This window comes from Fusibacter bizertensis (assembly GCF_029914245.1).
In the GTDB taxonomy this organism is placed as follows: domain Bacteria; phylum Bacillota; class Clostridia; order Peptostreptococcales; family Acidaminobacteraceae; genus Fusibacter_C; species Fusibacter_C bizertensis.
Map to the genome: position 1 here is coordinate 57,699 of NZ_JARYZI010000010.1, position 16,323 is coordinate 74,021.

Sequence of the window (16,323 nt, forward strand, 5' to 3'; positions counted from 1 at the left end):
TGATATAATTAAGAAAAAAGCAATTAGGAGCGCTTCAATGAACTTAAAGACCATGCCACATGATATAAACGCAGAGCAAAGTGTAATCGGATCTTTGCTTTTAGATAGTGATCTAATAGGTGACGTTTTAGATGTCATCTCACAAGATGAAGAATTTTACCACGAAGCCCATAAAGAGATCTTTAGAACGATAAAAAGACTGTTCTCAGATGGACAAACTGTGGATATGATCACAGTATCTGATGAACTAGGGAAAAATCAACTGCTAGAAGCAGTTGGTGGATTTGAATATCTAACTGAACTTTCTGATGTTGGTACGCTCATCTCAAATATCAGCAATCATGCGAAGATAGTACATGAAAAATATATGCTAAGACGCTTGATAAGATCATCCACAGATATCGTAGAAAAAGGATATGATTCTCATGATGTGGAGTTGCTTATAGAAGAAGCTGAATCAAGTATTTTTGAGATTTCTCAAAACCGTGACAAGAAAGGTTTCCAAGCCATTTCAGATGTTTTACAAGTGACTTATGAAAAAATCGTTCAACTTCACGAAGACCCAAATGCACTTACAGGAATCCCTACAGGATTCGATGCGCTAGATGAGATGACCAACGGTTTCCAGCGATCAGATATGATCCTTATCGCAGCACGTCCATCCATGGGTAAGACAGCATTTGCACTGAACTTATGCCAGTATGCTGCTGTAAAAGAAAAGAAAAGTGTCGCTATCTTTAGTCTTGAGATGGCGGCTGAACAACTCGTTCAGCGTCTTTTGAGTGCACAATCCCTTGTTTCTATAGGAGACATAAGAACGGGTCATATAGAAGACGATGACTGGTTCAAGCTAGCGAGAAGTAGTGCGCAGCTTGGAGAAGCGAAGATTTTTATCGATGATACGCCTGGAATAACAGTCGCTGAAATTAGGAGTAAATGTAGACGACTTAAGATGAATCAAGGTCTTGATATGATAATGATTGACTACTTACAGCTGATGTCTGGTGGTGGTAAATCTGAAAACAGACAACAAGAGATTTCGACGATATCTCGTTCTTTAAAAAGTATCGCAAGAGAGATGAATTGCCCTGTTATCGCGCTTTCTCAGCTTTCCCGTGCATCGGAACTTAGAGCTGATCATAGACCTATATTATCTGACCTTCGTGAATCCGGTGCAATCGAGCAGGATGCCGACTTAGTTATGTTTTTATACAGAGATGAATACTATAACCCAGATACAGTTGATGAAAAACTCAAAGGTATTGGTGAGGTAATCATCGCTAAACAAAGGAACGGTGAAACTGGAAAGGTATATCTTGCATGGTTAGGTAAGTATACAAAGTTTGCCAATACCTCCCAGGTAAGGTGATACAGGTGAAGTTAGAATTTAGAAAACTAAGACGTGATGACGCATACAAATTCATAAGGTGGGGAAAACACGAAGATCCGAGATTTTATCAATATAACTTCCCTTTTGATCACAAGGGTGAGTTTGATGCTTGGTATTTTTCCAAACAGAAGCTCATAAGAAAAAAGGTATATGGTCTTTTTTTAGCAGACTATCCCCTTGGTTTTATCACTTTAAAGCATATTAAATGGTTTCAAAGAAAAGCCGAACTTGGTATTGCCATTGATCCCAATTATATAAGCGAAGGCTTTGGCTCTGAACTACTGAGACAATATCTAAACTATGTGTTTGGTCATTATCCCATCGACACAATGTCGCTAAGAGTTGCACATTTTAACAAAAGAGCTCAGAAGAGTTATGAAAAAATAGGTTTTATTAAAATCAAAGAAATTTTTGAGCCTTTTGAAGAGCAAGGTTTTAAAGATGTCATCATGACAAAATATCCTGATCAGTTTTCGATGATAGATGGGACATTATATACAACTTTTTATGTGATGGAATTTCACAAAAATCAAATGATAAAAGTCAATTAATAAAATAAAGAATAGGCAGTATCTTGAGTGAGTAATCGTATTATTTTGAGATATATGCCTTTTTTTTTAAATAAATCTTTATTTAACAAAGAAAATGGACTATAATTGATTATAATGTATTTTTAATGTATTTTGTATTCATATACTTTGTTGATAAGAGCAGAAAACATGCAAAACAAGATAAAGTTAAAATAAGGAGTCAAAAATGACAACTGATACAGAAGTTGAGCACAACACGACCATAAAACTAAAGGCTAGGGCTAAAATTAATTTAACACTAGATGTGCTCTCGAGAAGAGAAAACGGCTATCATGACGTAGAGATGTTGATGCAACAGATAAACTTATACGACAACGTAACCGTTACTAAAAATAGCACAGGTGAGATTAACCTTACTTGTTCTGATCCTTTTTTACCTGTAGATGAAAAAAATATAGCTTATCAAGCTGTAAAAATCATGAAAGAATTATATCAACTTGAAGAAGGTTTTGATCTTCATATAGATAAGCAAATACCAGTCGCTGCTGGACTTGCGGGTGGTAGTACAGATGCTGCAGCTGTTATTATGGCGATAAATCAGCTTTGCAAATTAGACCTTCCTGTAGAGCGATTACAAGAAATTGGATTTAAACTGGGCGCGGATGTCCCATTCTGTTTCCTTGAAGGTTGCGCACTGGCAAAAGGTCTGGGTGAGATTTTAAAGCCCATTCGAGGTTTTGAACATGCGTGGATGGTTCTTGTAAAACCGAGTTTTGGCGTGTCCACAAAGGATGTCTATGGTGGACTAGATTTAGATGCGATCAAGCATCGTCCAGAAACATCTAAAATGATTAAAGCCTTGGAAGAACAAAATAAACACGTTATTTTATCAGGGTTATGTAATGTACTAGAGACCGTTACACTTAATTTATATCCTAAAGTATCTGAGATCAAAGAAAAATTAAATAGTTATGGTGCTGAAGGTGTTTTGATGAGTGGCAGCGGCCCATCAGTATTTGGTTTTTTTTCTAGTTATGAACGCGCAAAAAAAGCACATAAGAAATTGAAAAAGCAATATCCACAAAGTTATGTGGTATCAACCTATAATCTATAGTTTAGTAAAGTTGGAGGGACTATGAACGTTAATTTTGATAAGTTGGAAATAAGAAATTATAAACCACTAGGGGAAGTCGTGTTTGAATATTTGAGAAATGCGATATTAGCAGGCGAACTTAAACCTGGAGAGCGCTTAATGGAAGTTACCATAGCCGATCAGTTAGGTGTAAGTAGAACACCTGTGAGAGAAGCGATTCGCAAACTTGAAAAGGAAAGTTTTGTCATCATGATTCCTAGAAAAGGCGCTTATGTTGCCGATTTAACTAAAAAAGATATTATGGAAGTTCTAGAAATCCGTAAAGAACTTGAAGGTTTTGCAGCATATTTAGCTGCTGAACGTATGACCCTTTCTGAAAAAGAATCACTAGGTAAAATTGTTGAGCATTTTAATGAATCTCTTTTAGCAAACGACAAGAAAAGCATGATAGAAAGCGACAATGAGTTTCACTCTTTGATCTTTGAAGGTACAAAAAACCAAAGATTAATCAGTATAATTTACGATTTACACGATCAATTCCAAAGATTTAGACTTATATATTTTAATGAATTCAATAATTTCAAAGAGATTCAAGCATCACATAATAGAATCTTTGACGCAATTATTAGACAAGATGGAATAACAGCGCGTCAAGAATCTGAAAGCCATGTTGAAAGCATCAGATCTTTAGTGAACAAATGGATCGCAGACTAATGGAAAAGCAAACCTTAATGATCTCAGTTTACTCATCAATTAAAGATGCTATGGGCGAAATTAATGAGATGACTTTGTTTACTGAAGCAACCTATAGAAGAGATGCAAAAAAAGCTTATTTAATGTATAACGAGTCAGAAGTAAGTGGTATGGAAGGTACTAAAACCTTATTGACTTTGGAATCTGATAGGGTTTCCATCAGAAGATATAGTGAAAATTCAAGTTTACTGAAAATAGAACTTGGAAAATGGAATGAGAATATTTACAATACACCTTATGGCACATTCCTCATAAAAACAAATGGTGAACATATCACATGGGATGACAAAGATTTGTTGAGAATTGATTTACTATATTCACTTGAAGTTGAAGGAGAGGGGTCAGTTCCATCAGAGGTGACCATAAAGATTGAGCAAAAGAGAGGATAAGATGTCTTTAGATGATCGCAGCGAAAACAAGGGAAAAGCTTATCTAATTGATCAGGTGAGTCTGAAAAGACTGCTATTTCTTGCTGTGATTATTAGCGTACTTCCAGTTGTTTTAATCTTCGTAGGCAAGTTTACGCATATTTTGGAGTCGTATTTTATAATCTTAATGTATACTATTGCGATTTTCTTTTTTACCTATTTATTTTTTCAAAATTTTCAAAAGAAGTTGCTACAAGAGATGAAAGCGCTGGTAAAAAAAGAAGGTATTATTAGCGGTGAGTTGCTTCTAGTCAATACAGAAGAAAAACTAAAAAATGTTTTATCATTGGAATTTGAAAGATGCTTTGTAAAAAACATCGCTTCATCAGTCGTTTTCTTTGATATCGATAGTTTAGGTGAAATAAATAGTAAATATGGTTATAATACAGGTGACCAAATCATTATCGAAATTATCCTTTCGACAAAAAGGTATATATCTAACTCTCAAGTACTCAAAGATACTGGTGCAACACTTGCAAGAGTAAAAGGGGATACCTTTGCTTTAGTTATGCCCAATATTACAGAGAAAACGGCATTCAATGAAACTTACAATTTAAAGAAAATTATCGAAACGCTGAACTTAGGAATTAAAGAATCAATCACATGCAGATTTGCAGTTGTAACGTTTGATCAATGGATTTCTGAGGATAAATTTCTCGATCTTGCTTATGAAAAACTAAAATTAGCAAAAGACTATGGCAAAGGAGTAATTTTATAGCCATTTGATTGAAACATAAAGAAAAAACGCCCAAAATTAAGCGAAAGCCCAAAATTGGGCGTTTCTTTAGTAAATCCACCCACACATGATATGGAGGTTAAAAATGCATCCTATATTGACACTTGAACATGTGAAAATTATGCTAGAATATATCAGTGATGGTGTACAAATCGTTGATGGAAAGGGCAATTTAATCTATTGTAACCATAACTCGGCCTTACTTGATGATATCAACATAGAAGAATCTATAGGAAAACATATCACGGAGATCTATCCATCACTAAAGGAAGACGAGAGCACCCTTTTAAAAGTACTTACTACTCAACTACCTATACTCAATCGTGAGCAAACCTATCGCACTTATAAGGGGAAGAGTATCGCAACCATCAACAGTACATTACCAATCATCAATGATGGTGTCGTTGCAGGTGCAATAGAGATATCAAGAGATATCACAAGTTACAAAGAGCTTTCAGAAAAAGTAATCGACTTGCAATCTAAGGTAGCAGGTAAAAATTCTGAAGAGTTGGGCACCAATCGGATGCTTAAACATGGTTTTAGATTTGAGGACATTATAACAGCACATTCAGAATTTAATCGCGTGAAAGCCATTGCTATGAAGGCAGCAACAACGGATATAGCAGTCCTTATATACGGTGAAACAGGCACTGGAAAAGAACTTCTCACACAAGCGATTCACAACAATAGCAGACGTAAAAATAAACCCTTTATTGCACAAAATTGTGCTGCTTTGCCAGGATCTTTATTAGAAGGTATCTTATTTGGTACTGTAAAGGGTGGTTTTACTGGTGCAGTAGATCGACCTGGTCTTTTTGAACTTGCAGATACAGGCACTCTATTTTTAGATGAGATTAACTCTATGCCTCAAGAACTTCAAGCTAAGCTTTTAAGAGTTCTACAAGACGGTAAAATTAGAAGAATTGGTGATACAAAAGAACGACTAGTAGATGTGAGAATCGTTGCAGCAACAAATATAGAGCCAAATCTTGCCATAGATTTAGGGTTGATAAGAAGAGACCTATATTATAGACTAAATACTGTTACACTTTGGATCCCTAAGCTTTCAGATCGCAAAGAAGATATCCCATTGCTGACCAAGTACTTTATCAAAAAATACAATGGTTTACTCTATAGAGGGATCAAAGGTACAACACCTGAAGTCATGAAACTTTTTCTAAACTATCCGTGGGAAGGAAACGTAAGAGAACTAGAACATGTTATCGAAGGTGCAGTGAATTTTGTCGATGGAGATTTGATTTCTATAGAAGATTTGCCCTATAACCTTAAAAAATATTATGAAAAAAATAATGAAAAACCCAGTGATAAAACAGTTATTGATCCGGATGAAGGTTTAATTGCTTCACTTTACAAAGCAGAGATTGAGTTGATCCATCATGCAATGATTCAAAGCGAAGGAAACATTGCACTGGCAGCTAGGCTTTTAAAAATACCGAGGCAGACACTTCAGTACAAGTTGAAAAAATATAAAATTGAATAAAAACATAAATAGCAAGCAAAGAATCGCCCAATTTCCGGCGGTTTTTTCTTTTGTATCAAGTAAGTAATAATTGTTATATATAAATCCAAATAGGATAAAACGTTGCAAAATAATGATTTCGATAGGTTCTTTATTCATTTGAAGTGTTGTTAATATTTTGGCATAGAAATTGCACCTATAGATATACATGAGAATAAATTAGGGTAATTTTAAAAAAAGTTACATTTGGGAGGACTATTATGAAAAAAGGTTGTAAATTCGGTACGCACCGTGTTATTGAGCCAAAAGGCATCTTGCCACAACCCGCTCAAAAGATATCAAACGATATGGAGATATTCGATAATGAAATCTTGATAGACGTTCAAACTTTAAATATTGATTCAGCTTCTTTCACACAAATTAAAGAACAAGCAGGTGGTGATGAAGCTAAGATCAAAGAAATCATGCTTGATATCGTAGCAAAACAAGGTAAACATAAAAACCCAGTCACAGGATCGGGTGGTATGCTTATCGGTACAGTTGCTCAAATAGGCGATGCACTTGTAGGCAAAACTGACCTTAAAGTTGGCGATAAGATAGCAACTTTGGTTTCACTTTCACTCACACCACTTGTTATAGAAGAAATCTTGGAAATCAGAATCAATATTGATCAAGTAGATATAAAAGGAAAAGCAATATTGTTTGAAAGTGGTTTATATGCAAAAATTCCATCAGATATTCCAGAGAACTTAGCTTTATCAGTTTTAGACGTTGCAGGTGCACCAGCACAAACGGCTAAACTTGTAAAACCAGGTGATAAAGTACTCGTTATCGGTGGCGCAGGTAAATCAGGTATGCTTTGTCTATATGAAGCAAAAAAACGCGCAGGTGTTACAGGACAAGTTATCTGTCTACAGCACAATGATTCAGCAAAAGACCGTGTGATGAATGCAGGTCTTGCTGATAACTTCTTAGTAGCGGATGCAACTGATGCAGTAGAAGTGCTTAGAAAAGTAGAAGAACTTACAAATGGCGAAATGTGTGATCTTGTTATCAACTGTGTAAATGTTCCTAACACAGAGATGGCTTCAATCTTAGCAACAAAAGACGACGGTATGGTTTACTTCTTTAGTATGGCGACAAGCTTCACAAAAGCGGCACTAGGTGCTGAAGGCGTGGGCAAAGATGTAACCATGATCGTAGGAAACGGTTACACAAAAGGACATGCAGAAATTACATTACAGATCATGAGAGAAAGTGCAGTACTCAGAAAAATCTATGAAGAGCTTTACGCTTAGGAAGGGGTATTTATTATGAGACATTATACTGAAATCGAGATGTGGAAAAATGTTACACAGGCAGAGTGGGATTCTTGGGAGTGGCAAGTAAGAAACAGAATTACGACACTAGATCAACTTAACAAAGTTGTCAATCTTACAGACCAAGAACAAGATGGTGTACTTAAAACGCTAGAACTTTTGAGAATGGGTATCACACCATATTATGCAATGCTTATGGATGAAAATGATCCCAAATGTCCTGTTAGAATGCAAGCAGTACCAACAATTGCAGAAACTTTTCAATGTTCTGCTGATATGGACGATCCACTTCATGAAGATGGTGACTCACCAGCACCAGGTATCACACATAGATATCCAGACCGCGTATTATTCTTAATCACTGATATGTGTTCAATGTATTGCCGTCACTGTACAAGAAGAAGATTTGCTGGACACAACGACGGTGGCGTTCCAAGAGATCAAATCGATAAAGCAATTGAATATATCGCTAAAACACCAGTTATCAGAGATGTTCTTTTATCAGGCGGAGATGTTCTTTTAGTTTCAGATGATTTACTTGAGTACATCATCAAAAAACTGAGAGCGATTCCACACGTAGAAATCATCAGATTAGGCTCAAGAACACCAGTTGTTTGTCCGCAAAGGATTACACCAGAGCTTGTTGGCATGCTTAAAAAATACCATCCAATCTGGTTAAATACGCACTTCAATCACTCAAAAGAAATTACACCAGAAGCTAAAAAAGCATGTGCTTTGTTAGCAGATGCTGGTATCCCACTTGGTAACCAATCAGTCCTTTTAAAAGGCATCAACGACAGTGTGCATATCATGAGAGATTTAGTACATGATTTAGTAATGATGCGCGTTAGACCTTACTATATTTATCAATGTGACCTTTCTATGGGTATTGAGCACTTTAGAACACCAGTTTCTAAAGGGATCGAGATCATCGAAGGATTAAGAGGCCATACTTCTGGATACTGCGTACCTACATTTGTAGTTGATGCACCAGGTGGCGGTGGTAAAATACCTGTAATGCCTCAATATATGATCTCTCAATCACCAGATAGAGTTGTTCTTAGAAACTATGAGGGTGTGATCACAACTTATACGCAACCAAGTTCATATGAATTTGATAAAGAAGGCGCAGTAGAAACTGAGGCACAAAAAGACCATAAGATCTTTGGTGTTGGTGGTTTATTACAAGGCAACCGTGTCTCTATAGAACTTAAAGAACTTGAACGTGCTAAGAGAACACATCACGAAGAGTAGTTGATTAATTAAAACAGGAGGCCAGCATGGCATTGCTTGACTTATTTGAAAGTGAAAATAGGATTATTTCAATAGTTGGAATGGCAAAAAATGCTGGCAAGACTGTTACCATGAACCATCTGCTTGAAGAAATGGCTGAAAAAGCACTTTGTGTTGGCGTGACTTCTATCGGTCGAGATGGTGAAAGGCAAGATATCGTAACTAAAACGGATAAACCACTCATTTACCTCAGAAGAGGGACGCTAGTGGCAACCGCTGAGATACTTTTTAATTTATCAGAAGTAAAAATGGAAATTCTTGAAGTAACTGATTTTTTTACTGCAATGGGCAGAGTCATTATCGGGCGAACGCTTGGTGATGGCTTTGTACAAATAGGTGGACCAACAACGAACGCCTCAATCAGATCAGTTTCTGAAAAATTGTGCACTTATGGTGCGCGTTATGTGCTTGTAGATGGTGCGCTTGACCGGACATCATCAGCTTCACCTGCAATAACTGATGCTTGCTTGTTATCAACAGGTGCAGTTGTCAGTAGAGATATGAACAAAACCGTAGATCAAACAGTCTATAGAGCATCACTTTTTAGGCTTGATGCAGTGACGACACCTATATTAGTGGAAGCTTGGGATGTTGCGGAGTGTGAGCGAAGACCTGTTTTGGTTTCAAAAGAGGGTACTGTTAGAGTGTTAAGTGAAGTTACCACAGCACTTGGAGCTGGAAAACTTATCGCAGCAGAAATAGAAGATGGTATAACAGCAATAGTTATTCCGGGTGCTTTGGTATCTCAGACTATTCTGGATGTTATTCAAACCGTAAGAGATTTTGGGAATATCATATGGCTTGTTGGTGACGCGACGAAAATTTTCATTGAACACAAAGATTGGTTATATTTTATGAGAATTGGCGTGAACATCAAAGTGAGATATGATATTAAGCTTAAGGCCATAACGGTTAATCCATATGCACCTTCGGGTTATTTCTACGATTCACAGCTGTTTGTAAAGGCTTTACAAGATAGAATTTCAAACGTTCCAATCATTGATGTTATGAGGTGAAAATGAAGATGCCATATATCACTAAAAAAAACCTAGAAGATTTAGACATCCCATTTATATTTGAACGACTTCAGTTGTTTTCGCCGTACGGTGAAAAGCTTAAGAAGTGTTTAGCACCTTTTAAAAGACATCAAGTAGCCGAACTTGAGAAAAGTTATGATCAATTAGAAGCCGCTATTGGTTTGCTGATCAATAACAGATTAGAGCTTCTAGCTTTGAAAGGTCTTCTCAAAGAAGTGAAACTGTTGGACCATACTTTTGACCGAATTGCTGAAAATGAAGTTTTATCCATGACAGAATTGTTTGAAGTTAAGCAATTGGTGCGTGTTATGGAAAATATACGTGATGCGCAAAGTAAACTGTATTGGCAAAAGCGCATAGGTGCATTTAACCTTACAGAGGTATCTAATGTTACCAAGCTTTTAGATCCAGAACAATCTGGCGTTCAAGCGTTTCATATTTATAGTCAATACTCTGCAAAGCTTTATGAGATAAGAAAAGCAATAGATAGTGTTGATATAAAGATAAAACTTAAGCAAAAGGAACTCATTGAAGAATTGATCTTAGAAGGTTATCAAGTGTCCTCGCATGGGGAGTTAAAGGTTTTATCTAGAGATGTTGATCTGCTTTCAAAGATTAAAAGTGATCCTAGATTTTCATATAAATCTGATGTACCGATGTATACTATTTTTACTGTGAGAATAGAGACAACTTTAACCGCTGAAAAACAAAATTTGTTGCTTGAAGAGGAACAAGAAGAATATGAAGTGAGGAGTCAACTCACTTCTGCGCTTAAGGCGTATCTGGAGATCATAACCTCCAATACAGATGCAATTGCACAGATTGATGTGTTAATTGCAAAATCACAATTTTCAGTTGCATTCAATTGTGTCAGACCCATGATCTTAGAGATGGGTCAGGTCGAAATTGAAGAAGGAAGACACCTTAAAGTCGCCTATAGTTTGGGAAAAGTAGGTAAGCAATTTACACCAATAAACGTTTCCCTCAAGAAATCAGTTACGCTTATTACTGGCGCAAACATGGGTGGCAAAACGGTATCGCTCAAAATGATTGGTCAGGTAGTAAATTTGGCTCAGTATGGATTTTTCGTACCGTGTAAATCACTCAAAATGCCACTTTTTGATTTCGTCTTCGTTTCGGTTGGAGATTTTCAATCGATAGACATGGGTCTTAGCACATTTGGTGGTGAAATAGTGGAAATTGAAGAGGCCATAAAACGCAGTGATGAGTATGGACTTATATTGATAGATGAACTTGCAAGGGGTACCAACCCACTTGAGGGTTTTGCGATTTCAAAAGCCTTAATTGAATTTTTAAAAAATCAAATGTCAAAAGCGGTGATCACGACACACTTTGATGGCTTAACGGATGTAGAAGACACCGTTCACTATCAAGTTAAGGGGTTATCAGACGTAGACCTGACATTGATTAGAGATAAGATAGAAGCGGAAGGTGCGGCGCTTCTTCACGAATACATGGACTACCAACTGATGGAAGTAAGTAGCTATAAAGAAATTCCCAAGGAAGCCATAAGGATATCTGAACTTATGGGACTTGATACGCGAATCGTGGATCGTGCAAAAGAAATTTTAGGAGGATCAAATGACGAGTAAGTTAAATATGGATTTTGGCATCGTTGATAAAGCGCGAAAATCAGCAAGAATAATCGCTGAAGACACGCAAAAATTTATCGACCGTCACACTACAGTAGCAGTGGAGAGAACCATTGTTAGACTGTTAGGCATTGATGGGGTTGACGATATAGAAAGACCACTACCAAATGTCGTTGTTGACAACATAAAAAAAGGCGGCGGTCTTGCAGAAGGTGCAGCATTTTGGGTAGGAAATGCAATGGTTGCACTTGGTAAAACAGCACAAGAAGTTGCAGAAGGTATCTCAGCTGGAGAAGTAGATTTAGTTAACATACCAGTTCAAAGCATGGATAAGATTGAAGCTATCATCAACAAAGAAGCAGCGAAAACAGTAGAACGTATCCGTAAGAATCGTGCAGATAGAGATCGCTTTTTAACTGAAATTGGCGAAGGCCCAAAACCATATCTTTATGTGATCGTCGCAACAGGTAATATCTATGAAGACGTATTACAAGCACAAGCAGCAGCGAGACAAGGTGCAGATATTATCGCTGTTATAAGAACAACAGCTCAAAGTTTACTCGATTATGTACCATATGGTGCGACTACAGAGGGCTTTGGTGGGACTTATGCCACACAAGAGAACTTTAGAATCATGAGAAAAGCGCTTGATGAAGTAGGTGTTGAAGTTGGCAAATACATCAGACTCTGTAACTATTGCTCTGGACTTTGTATGCCAGAGATTGCTGCAATGGGAGCTATCGAGAGACTTGATGTTATGCTTAATGATGCACTTTATGGCATCTTGTTTAGAGACATCAACATGCAACGTACACTGGTTGACCAGTATTTTTCAAGAATCATCAATGGCTTTGCAGGTATTATCATCAACACTGGTGAGGATAATTACCTTACGACATCTGATGCAATAGAAGAAGCGCATACAGTACTAGCATCACAGTTCATCAACGAACAATTTGCTTTACTAGCAGGTTTACCAGAAGAACAAATGGGACTTGGTCATGCATTTGAGATGAATCCTGACACTGAAGATGGGTTTTTACTCGAACTTTCACAGGCGCAGATGACAAGAGAAATCTTCCCAAATGCCCCACTTAAATATATGCCTCCAACAAAATATATGACAGGTAATATCTTTAAAGGTCATATCCAAGATGCACTTTTCAATGTGGTGTCTATTATGACAAATCAAGGCCTACAACTCTTAGGTATGCCAACTGAAGCGATTCATACACCACTTTTACAAGATAGAGCACTTTCTATAGAAAATGCCAAGTACATTTTTAACAACATGCGTCATTTTGGTGATGAAATTGAATATAAAAAAGATGGTATCATTCAACTTCGTGCACAAGGTGTTTTAAAAGAAGCTGCTGATCTATTAGAAGAAATTCAAGAAATTGGCATCATGTCTACAATTGAGCAAGGAAAATTTGCCTCTGTCACTAGAAAAATGGATGGTGGTAAGGGTCTTGATGGCGTAACTCAAAAGGGTGAGCGCTACTTTAACCCATTTATTCCGATGATGTTGGGAGGTAAATAGGATGCAAGTAGAAAACGGTTTAGATTTAACGAAGGTAAAACCATATGGTGATACCATGAACGATGGTATGATGCAATTTTCTTTTACACTTCCAATTCCTCTTTGTGAAGAAAGTAAAGAAGCAGCAAAGCAATTGCTCATTAAGATGGGGATTGAAGAGCCACAAGTGGTATCTGCTCAAGATTTAGGTGTAGGCTATACGTTCTTTATCATGTATGGTAAAGCAGCACATACAGTTGACTATACACAAATTGAAGTTCCTAAAGTTGATTCTGATGTGATGGATAAGGCGGCAGTTGAAGCCTATATAGAAGAAAATTTTGATAGAGATATCGTTATCGTAGGTGCTTGTACCGGTACAGACGCACATACAGTTGGTATTGATGCGATCATGAACATGAAAGGTTATGATCACCACTATGGGCTAGAAAGATACCAAGGTGTAAAGGCGCATAATCTTGGCGCACAAGTTCCAAATGAAGAACTTGTAGCAAAAGCGATCGAACTCGGTGCAGATGCGATAATCGTTTCTCAGATTGTTACTCAAAAAGATGTCCATATCCCTAACATGACGCAACTGATTGAACTTTTAGAATCAGAAGGCATAAGAGATAAAGTTATCGTTTGTGCAGGTGGACCTAGGATTTCATATGAACTTGCAAAAGAACTTGGCTACGATGCTGGTTTTGGAACTGGTACATTTGCTGAAGATGTAGCTTCATATATAGTTCAGGCTTTAGTGGCACGCAATACAAAGTAAATTTTTAGTCCTGGTTGACAGCCGTTATATTTCATTCTTCCGCCAAGAAGTCCACGCTCGCTACGCTTGCTGTGGATTGGCTTCATAATGAAATATAACAGCTGCCAACTGGGATTTTTTCGTTTTACAGTGTGGTATGGTGTGGATGATACATATAACATGTGGATGAAATGGGGCATTTGCTTATTTATCCACAAAACAAATGCCCTGAGCTTTTAGCCCGGGGCATTTGAGTTTAATACATTCCATCTATATTAATTTGTGAGTTGATACTTTAAATTACTTTTGTTAAAGTTTATTTGCCAAATCTACGTTTCATGAATACACCAACAGCAGATAATAATCCACCAATACCATAGAATAATTCTCCTGGTAATTGACCTGTTTGAGGCAATGCATCAGCAAGAGGTGTTTCTTCTTCTGGTAGCATGATCTCTTCAGTAGTAGGCATTTCCATATCATCGTAGATGCTATCGAAGTTTACAACTGTAGCTTCGCCAAGTGGAACGGGTTCAGTTGTTATTTCTTCAGTAGTAGCTTCTGTAGTAGCAGGTACATTAACAAAAACAGTCTCTGTAACAGTGTTGGTAACAGTGTTAGTAACTACTTCTGGAACATAATATTTGTGAATTACAACAAAGTCATCTGACTCTTCAGTGATTGTTCCAGTAGCATTTGGACTAGAAACGCCAAATGAGTAACCAGAGATAGCAGGAGGTGCAAATGAATAATCTCCTAAATATACTTTAACATCAACATCATCGGCTTTAATTGAAACATCATTTTCGTCAAGATATTGAATAGTTGCTAGTACATATGGATCTTCTGCATAATTCACAGTGATTTCCATATCGCCTTCACCCATTGTAAATACATGGTCTGGATCAGTGATTGGTTCTTCTTCACCCATAACATAACTTACAAAGTGATAGTGGAGTGCTGGGTTAGGCGTAATAGTGAACTCATCACCAATGTAATACATGCCATCATAGTCCTCGCTAGGCATTGCATTTTCATCGAGTTCAGGCATTCCCCATTCAGTTTCCATAGGAATTAATGTTACGCCATACATATCAAGCATTCCAAATATAGCTGTTACATCAACATCGTTTTCAGGCATATCAAAAGTCATCATATCGCCATTGATAGCAGGTGAAACTTCTTGTGGATCAAAAGTCCAGTGATCAAAATAGTAGCCATGTTCAGGTATTGCAGTTAATTCAACAGGCATTTCATAAGGATAATCACCGGTTCCATCTATAGTACCTGATCCAGATGGATCAATAATACCATGAACGTTGTAGCTATCATTTTCAGCAAAATTTAAAACAACTTCTACATCTTCTTCAGGCATATTAAATGTGAGTACGGCATTTCCCATATCACTTCCATTCATAGTCCAGTTTACGAAGTGATAGCCAGGCTCTGGATCGGGATCAACAGTTATTAGGGTACCAACTGGTTTATAACCAGCACCTGTTCCCTCGTTAGAACCCATCTCAAAAGTATTTAGAGTATAATTGTAATCATAATTGGTCTCGAATACTGCTCTAAATGTTTTGTCTGAATAGATTATGAAAGAATCTGTTTGTGAGTATGAAGAATCAACCCAAGTCCAAAATGAATTATGTGGTCCAGGAGGATTTACTTCTTCCCATCTTTGCCATTTAACAAAAGTGTACATATTGTCGGATGAATCCATAGCACTTATATCCGCATGCCATTTCCAATCTCCCCAGCTCCAGTACACATTACTAGTAACACTAGCGTCACCTAATGGCCCGTCTTTAATGGATACTGTAACTGAAGGTTGTGGAGGCTTATGAAAATTAAAATCAAAATCCTCAGCAAACGCACTACCCATTGTACCTAAAATCAAAACCATTGTTAAAATCAACATCAAAAACATTTTACTAAATCTCATAAAAAAATCTCCTCTCTTTAGAAACTAAAGAAAGGTCGGTTGCACTATTCACTCCGCAGCCTTCAAGTGCCCATTTTCGAGAGCTGCTTCATCGCTTCCCCTCTTGCAAAAAAACCTAAATTACAACACGATACATTACCAGCCGCTTAAAGCACCCCCTCTCTAACTTTCATGCGCATAAAACCTAGTACATAAACTCAACTAAGTAGGATTTATGGCTGAGTATATAAGAAAAAAACACTCTAAAAACTAGTTAACAAAAATAAAGCTTTACATATTATGTTTACCAAAATTCTCAAAAAACAAACAAAAATTGCACTGTCATTCGTGACAAAACATTAGTTAATAAGTGTTAACCGTATAAAAAAAGGTTCATGAAGTGCGTGTTAATATTGTATAATGAGGTATACATGTATTATTAGTT

General features: G+C 37.0%; 14 protein-coding genes and 1 riboswitch. Of the genes, 13 read left to right on the forward strand and 1 reads right to left on the reverse strand.

All coding sequences use genetic code 11. The features are described 5' to 3' along the window. Positions 1 to 37 precede the first annotated feature (37 nt). From dnaB to kamE, 13 genes are all read left to right on the forward strand, one after another. Complete coding sequence (gene dnaB, locus QE109_RS13765; RefSeq protein ID WP_281095113.1) at positions 38 to 1,369, forward strand: replicative DNA helicase; 1,332 nt, start codon at positions 38 to 40, stop codon at positions 1,367 to 1,369. Positions 1,370 to 1,374: 5 nt separating this feature from the next. Continuing rightward, positions 1,375 to 1,941, forward strand: coding sequence for a GNAT family N-acetyltransferase (locus QE109_RS13770; RefSeq protein WP_281095114.1), 567 nt, complete (start codon positions 1,375 to 1,377; stop codon positions 1,939 to 1,941). A gap of 205 nt (positions 1,942 to 2,146) precedes the next feature. After that, on the forward strand, positions 2,147 to 3,034 hold the full coding sequence (gene ispE, locus QE109_RS13775; protein WP_281095115.1) for a 4-(cytidine 5'-diphospho)-2-C-methyl-D-erythritol kinase: 888 nt from the start codon (positions 2,147 to 2,149) through the stop codon (positions 3,032 to 3,034). Between the two features lie 21 nt (positions 3,035 to 3,055). Beyond that, entirely contained in the window at positions 3,056 to 3,727 is a 672-nt protein-coding gene (locus QE109_RS13780; protein WP_281095116.1) for a GntR family transcriptional regulator, read from the forward strand. Continuing rightward, a complete protein-coding gene (locus QE109_RS13785) occupies positions 3,712 to 4,155 on the forward strand; it encodes a YwiB family protein (protein ID WP_281095117.1) in 444 nt (147 codons plus the stop codon). Before QE109_RS13780 ends, QE109_RS13785 begins: the two co-directional genes overlap by 16 nt. After that, entirely contained in the window at positions 4,136 to 4,912 is a 777-nt protein-coding gene (locus QE109_RS13790; protein ID WP_281095118.1) for a diguanylate cyclase domain-containing protein, read from the forward strand. Before QE109_RS13785 ends, QE109_RS13790 begins: the two co-directional genes overlap by 20 nt. A gap of 103 nt (positions 4,913 to 5,015) precedes the next feature. Next, a complete protein-coding gene (locus QE109_RS13795; RefSeq protein WP_281095119.1) occupies positions 5,016 to 6,431 on the forward strand; it encodes a sigma-54 interaction domain-containing protein in 1,416 nt (471 codons plus the stop codon). A 239-nt stretch (positions 6,432 to 6,670) separates the two neighbouring features. Next, on the forward strand, positions 6,671 to 7,708 hold the full coding sequence (gene kdd / locus QE109_RS13800) for an L-erythro-3,5-diaminohexanoate dehydrogenase (RefSeq protein WP_281095120.1): 1,038 nt from the start codon (positions 6,671 to 6,673) through the stop codon (positions 7,706 to 7,708). 15 nt (positions 7,709 to 7,723) lie between these two features. Next, entirely contained in the window at positions 7,724 to 8,983 is a 1,260-nt protein-coding gene (gene kamA / locus QE109_RS13805) for a lysine 2,3-aminomutase (protein ID WP_281095121.1), read from the forward strand. Between the two features lie 26 nt (positions 8,984 to 9,009). Beyond that, positions 9,010 to 10,038: a lysine 5,6-aminomutase reactivase subunit KamB gene (kamB, locus tag QE109_RS13810; protein ID WP_281095122.1), complete on the forward strand. Its 1,029-nt coding sequence runs from the start codon at positions 9,010 to 9,012 to the stop codon at positions 10,036 to 10,038. Between the two features lie 2 nt (positions 10,039 to 10,040). Next, positions 10,041 to 11,672, forward strand: a complete 1,632-nt coding sequence (gene kamC, locus QE109_RS13815) for a lysine 5,6-aminomutase reactivase ATPase KamC (protein ID WP_281095123.1) — start codon at positions 10,041 to 10,043, stop codon at positions 11,670 to 11,672. Further along, positions 11,662 to 13,215, forward strand: a complete 1,554-nt coding sequence (kamD, locus tag QE109_RS13820; RefSeq protein ID WP_281095124.1) for a lysine 5,6-aminomutase subunit alpha — start codon at positions 11,662 to 11,664, stop codon at positions 13,213 to 13,215. Before kamC ends, kamD begins: the two co-directional genes overlap by 11 nt. 1 nt (position 13,216) lies before the next feature. Then, on the forward strand, positions 13,217 to 13,975 hold the full coding sequence (gene kamE / locus QE109_RS13825) for a lysine 5,6-aminomutase subunit beta (protein WP_281095125.1): 759 nt from the start codon (positions 13,217 to 13,219) through the stop codon (positions 13,973 to 13,975). A gap of 295 nt (positions 13,976 to 14,270) precedes the next feature. On the opposite strand, the gene QE109_RS13830 is transcribed toward kamE, so the two are convergent. Next, positions 14,271 to 15,899 (reverse strand): InlB B-repeat-containing protein, encoded by a 1,629-nt coding sequence (locus QE109_RS13830; RefSeq protein ID WP_281095126.1) that lies wholly within the window; start codon positions 15,897 to 15,899, stop codon positions 14,271 to 14,273. A gap of 24 nt (positions 15,900 to 15,923) precedes the next feature. After that, positions 15,924 to 16,007, reverse strand: a riboswitch (cyclic di-GMP riboswitch). Positions 16,008 to 16,323: the final 316 nt, after the last annotated feature.

Coding starts and splice junctions, on each gene's coding strand:
- dnaB (WP_281095113.1), top strand. CDS start 38: ATGAACTTAAAGACCATGCCACATGATATAAACGCAGAGCAAAGTGTA.
- ispE (WP_281095115.1), top strand. CDS start 2,147: ATGACAACTGATACAGAAGTTGAGCACAACACGACCATAAAACTAAAG.
- kamE (WP_281095125.1), top strand. CDS start 13,217: ATGCAAGTAGAAAACGGTTTAGATTTAACGAAGGTAAAACCATATGGT.
- kamA (WP_281095121.1), top strand. CDS start 7,724: ATGAGACATTATACTGAAATCGAGATGTGGAAAAATGTTACACAGGCA.
- QE109_RS13785 (WP_281095117.1), top strand. CDS start 3,712: ATGGATCGCAGACTAATGGAAAAGCAAACCTTAATGATCTCAGTTTAC.
- QE109_RS13795 (WP_281095119.1), top strand. CDS start 5,016: ATGCATCCTATATTGACACTTGAACATGTGAAAATTATGCTAGAATAT.
- QE109_RS13830 (WP_281095126.1), bottom strand. CDS start 15,899: ATGAGATTTAGTAAAATGTTTTTGATGTTGATTTTAACAATGGTTTTG.
- kamD (WP_281095124.1), top strand. CDS start 11,662: ATGACGAGTAAGTTAAATATGGATTTTGGCATCGTTGATAAAGCGCGA.
- kamB (WP_281095122.1), top strand. CDS start 9,010: ATGGCATTGCTTGACTTATTTGAAAGTGAAAATAGGATTATTTCAATA.
- kdd (WP_281095120.1), top strand. CDS start 6,671: ATGAAAAAAGGTTGTAAATTCGGTACGCACCGTGTTATTGAGCCAAAA.
- QE109_RS13780 (WP_281095116.1), top strand. CDS start 3,056: ATGAACGTTAATTTTGATAAGTTGGAAATAAGAAATTATAAACCACTA.
- kamC (WP_281095123.1), top strand. CDS start 10,041: ATGAAGATGCCATATATCACTAAAAAAAACCTAGAAGATTTAGACATC.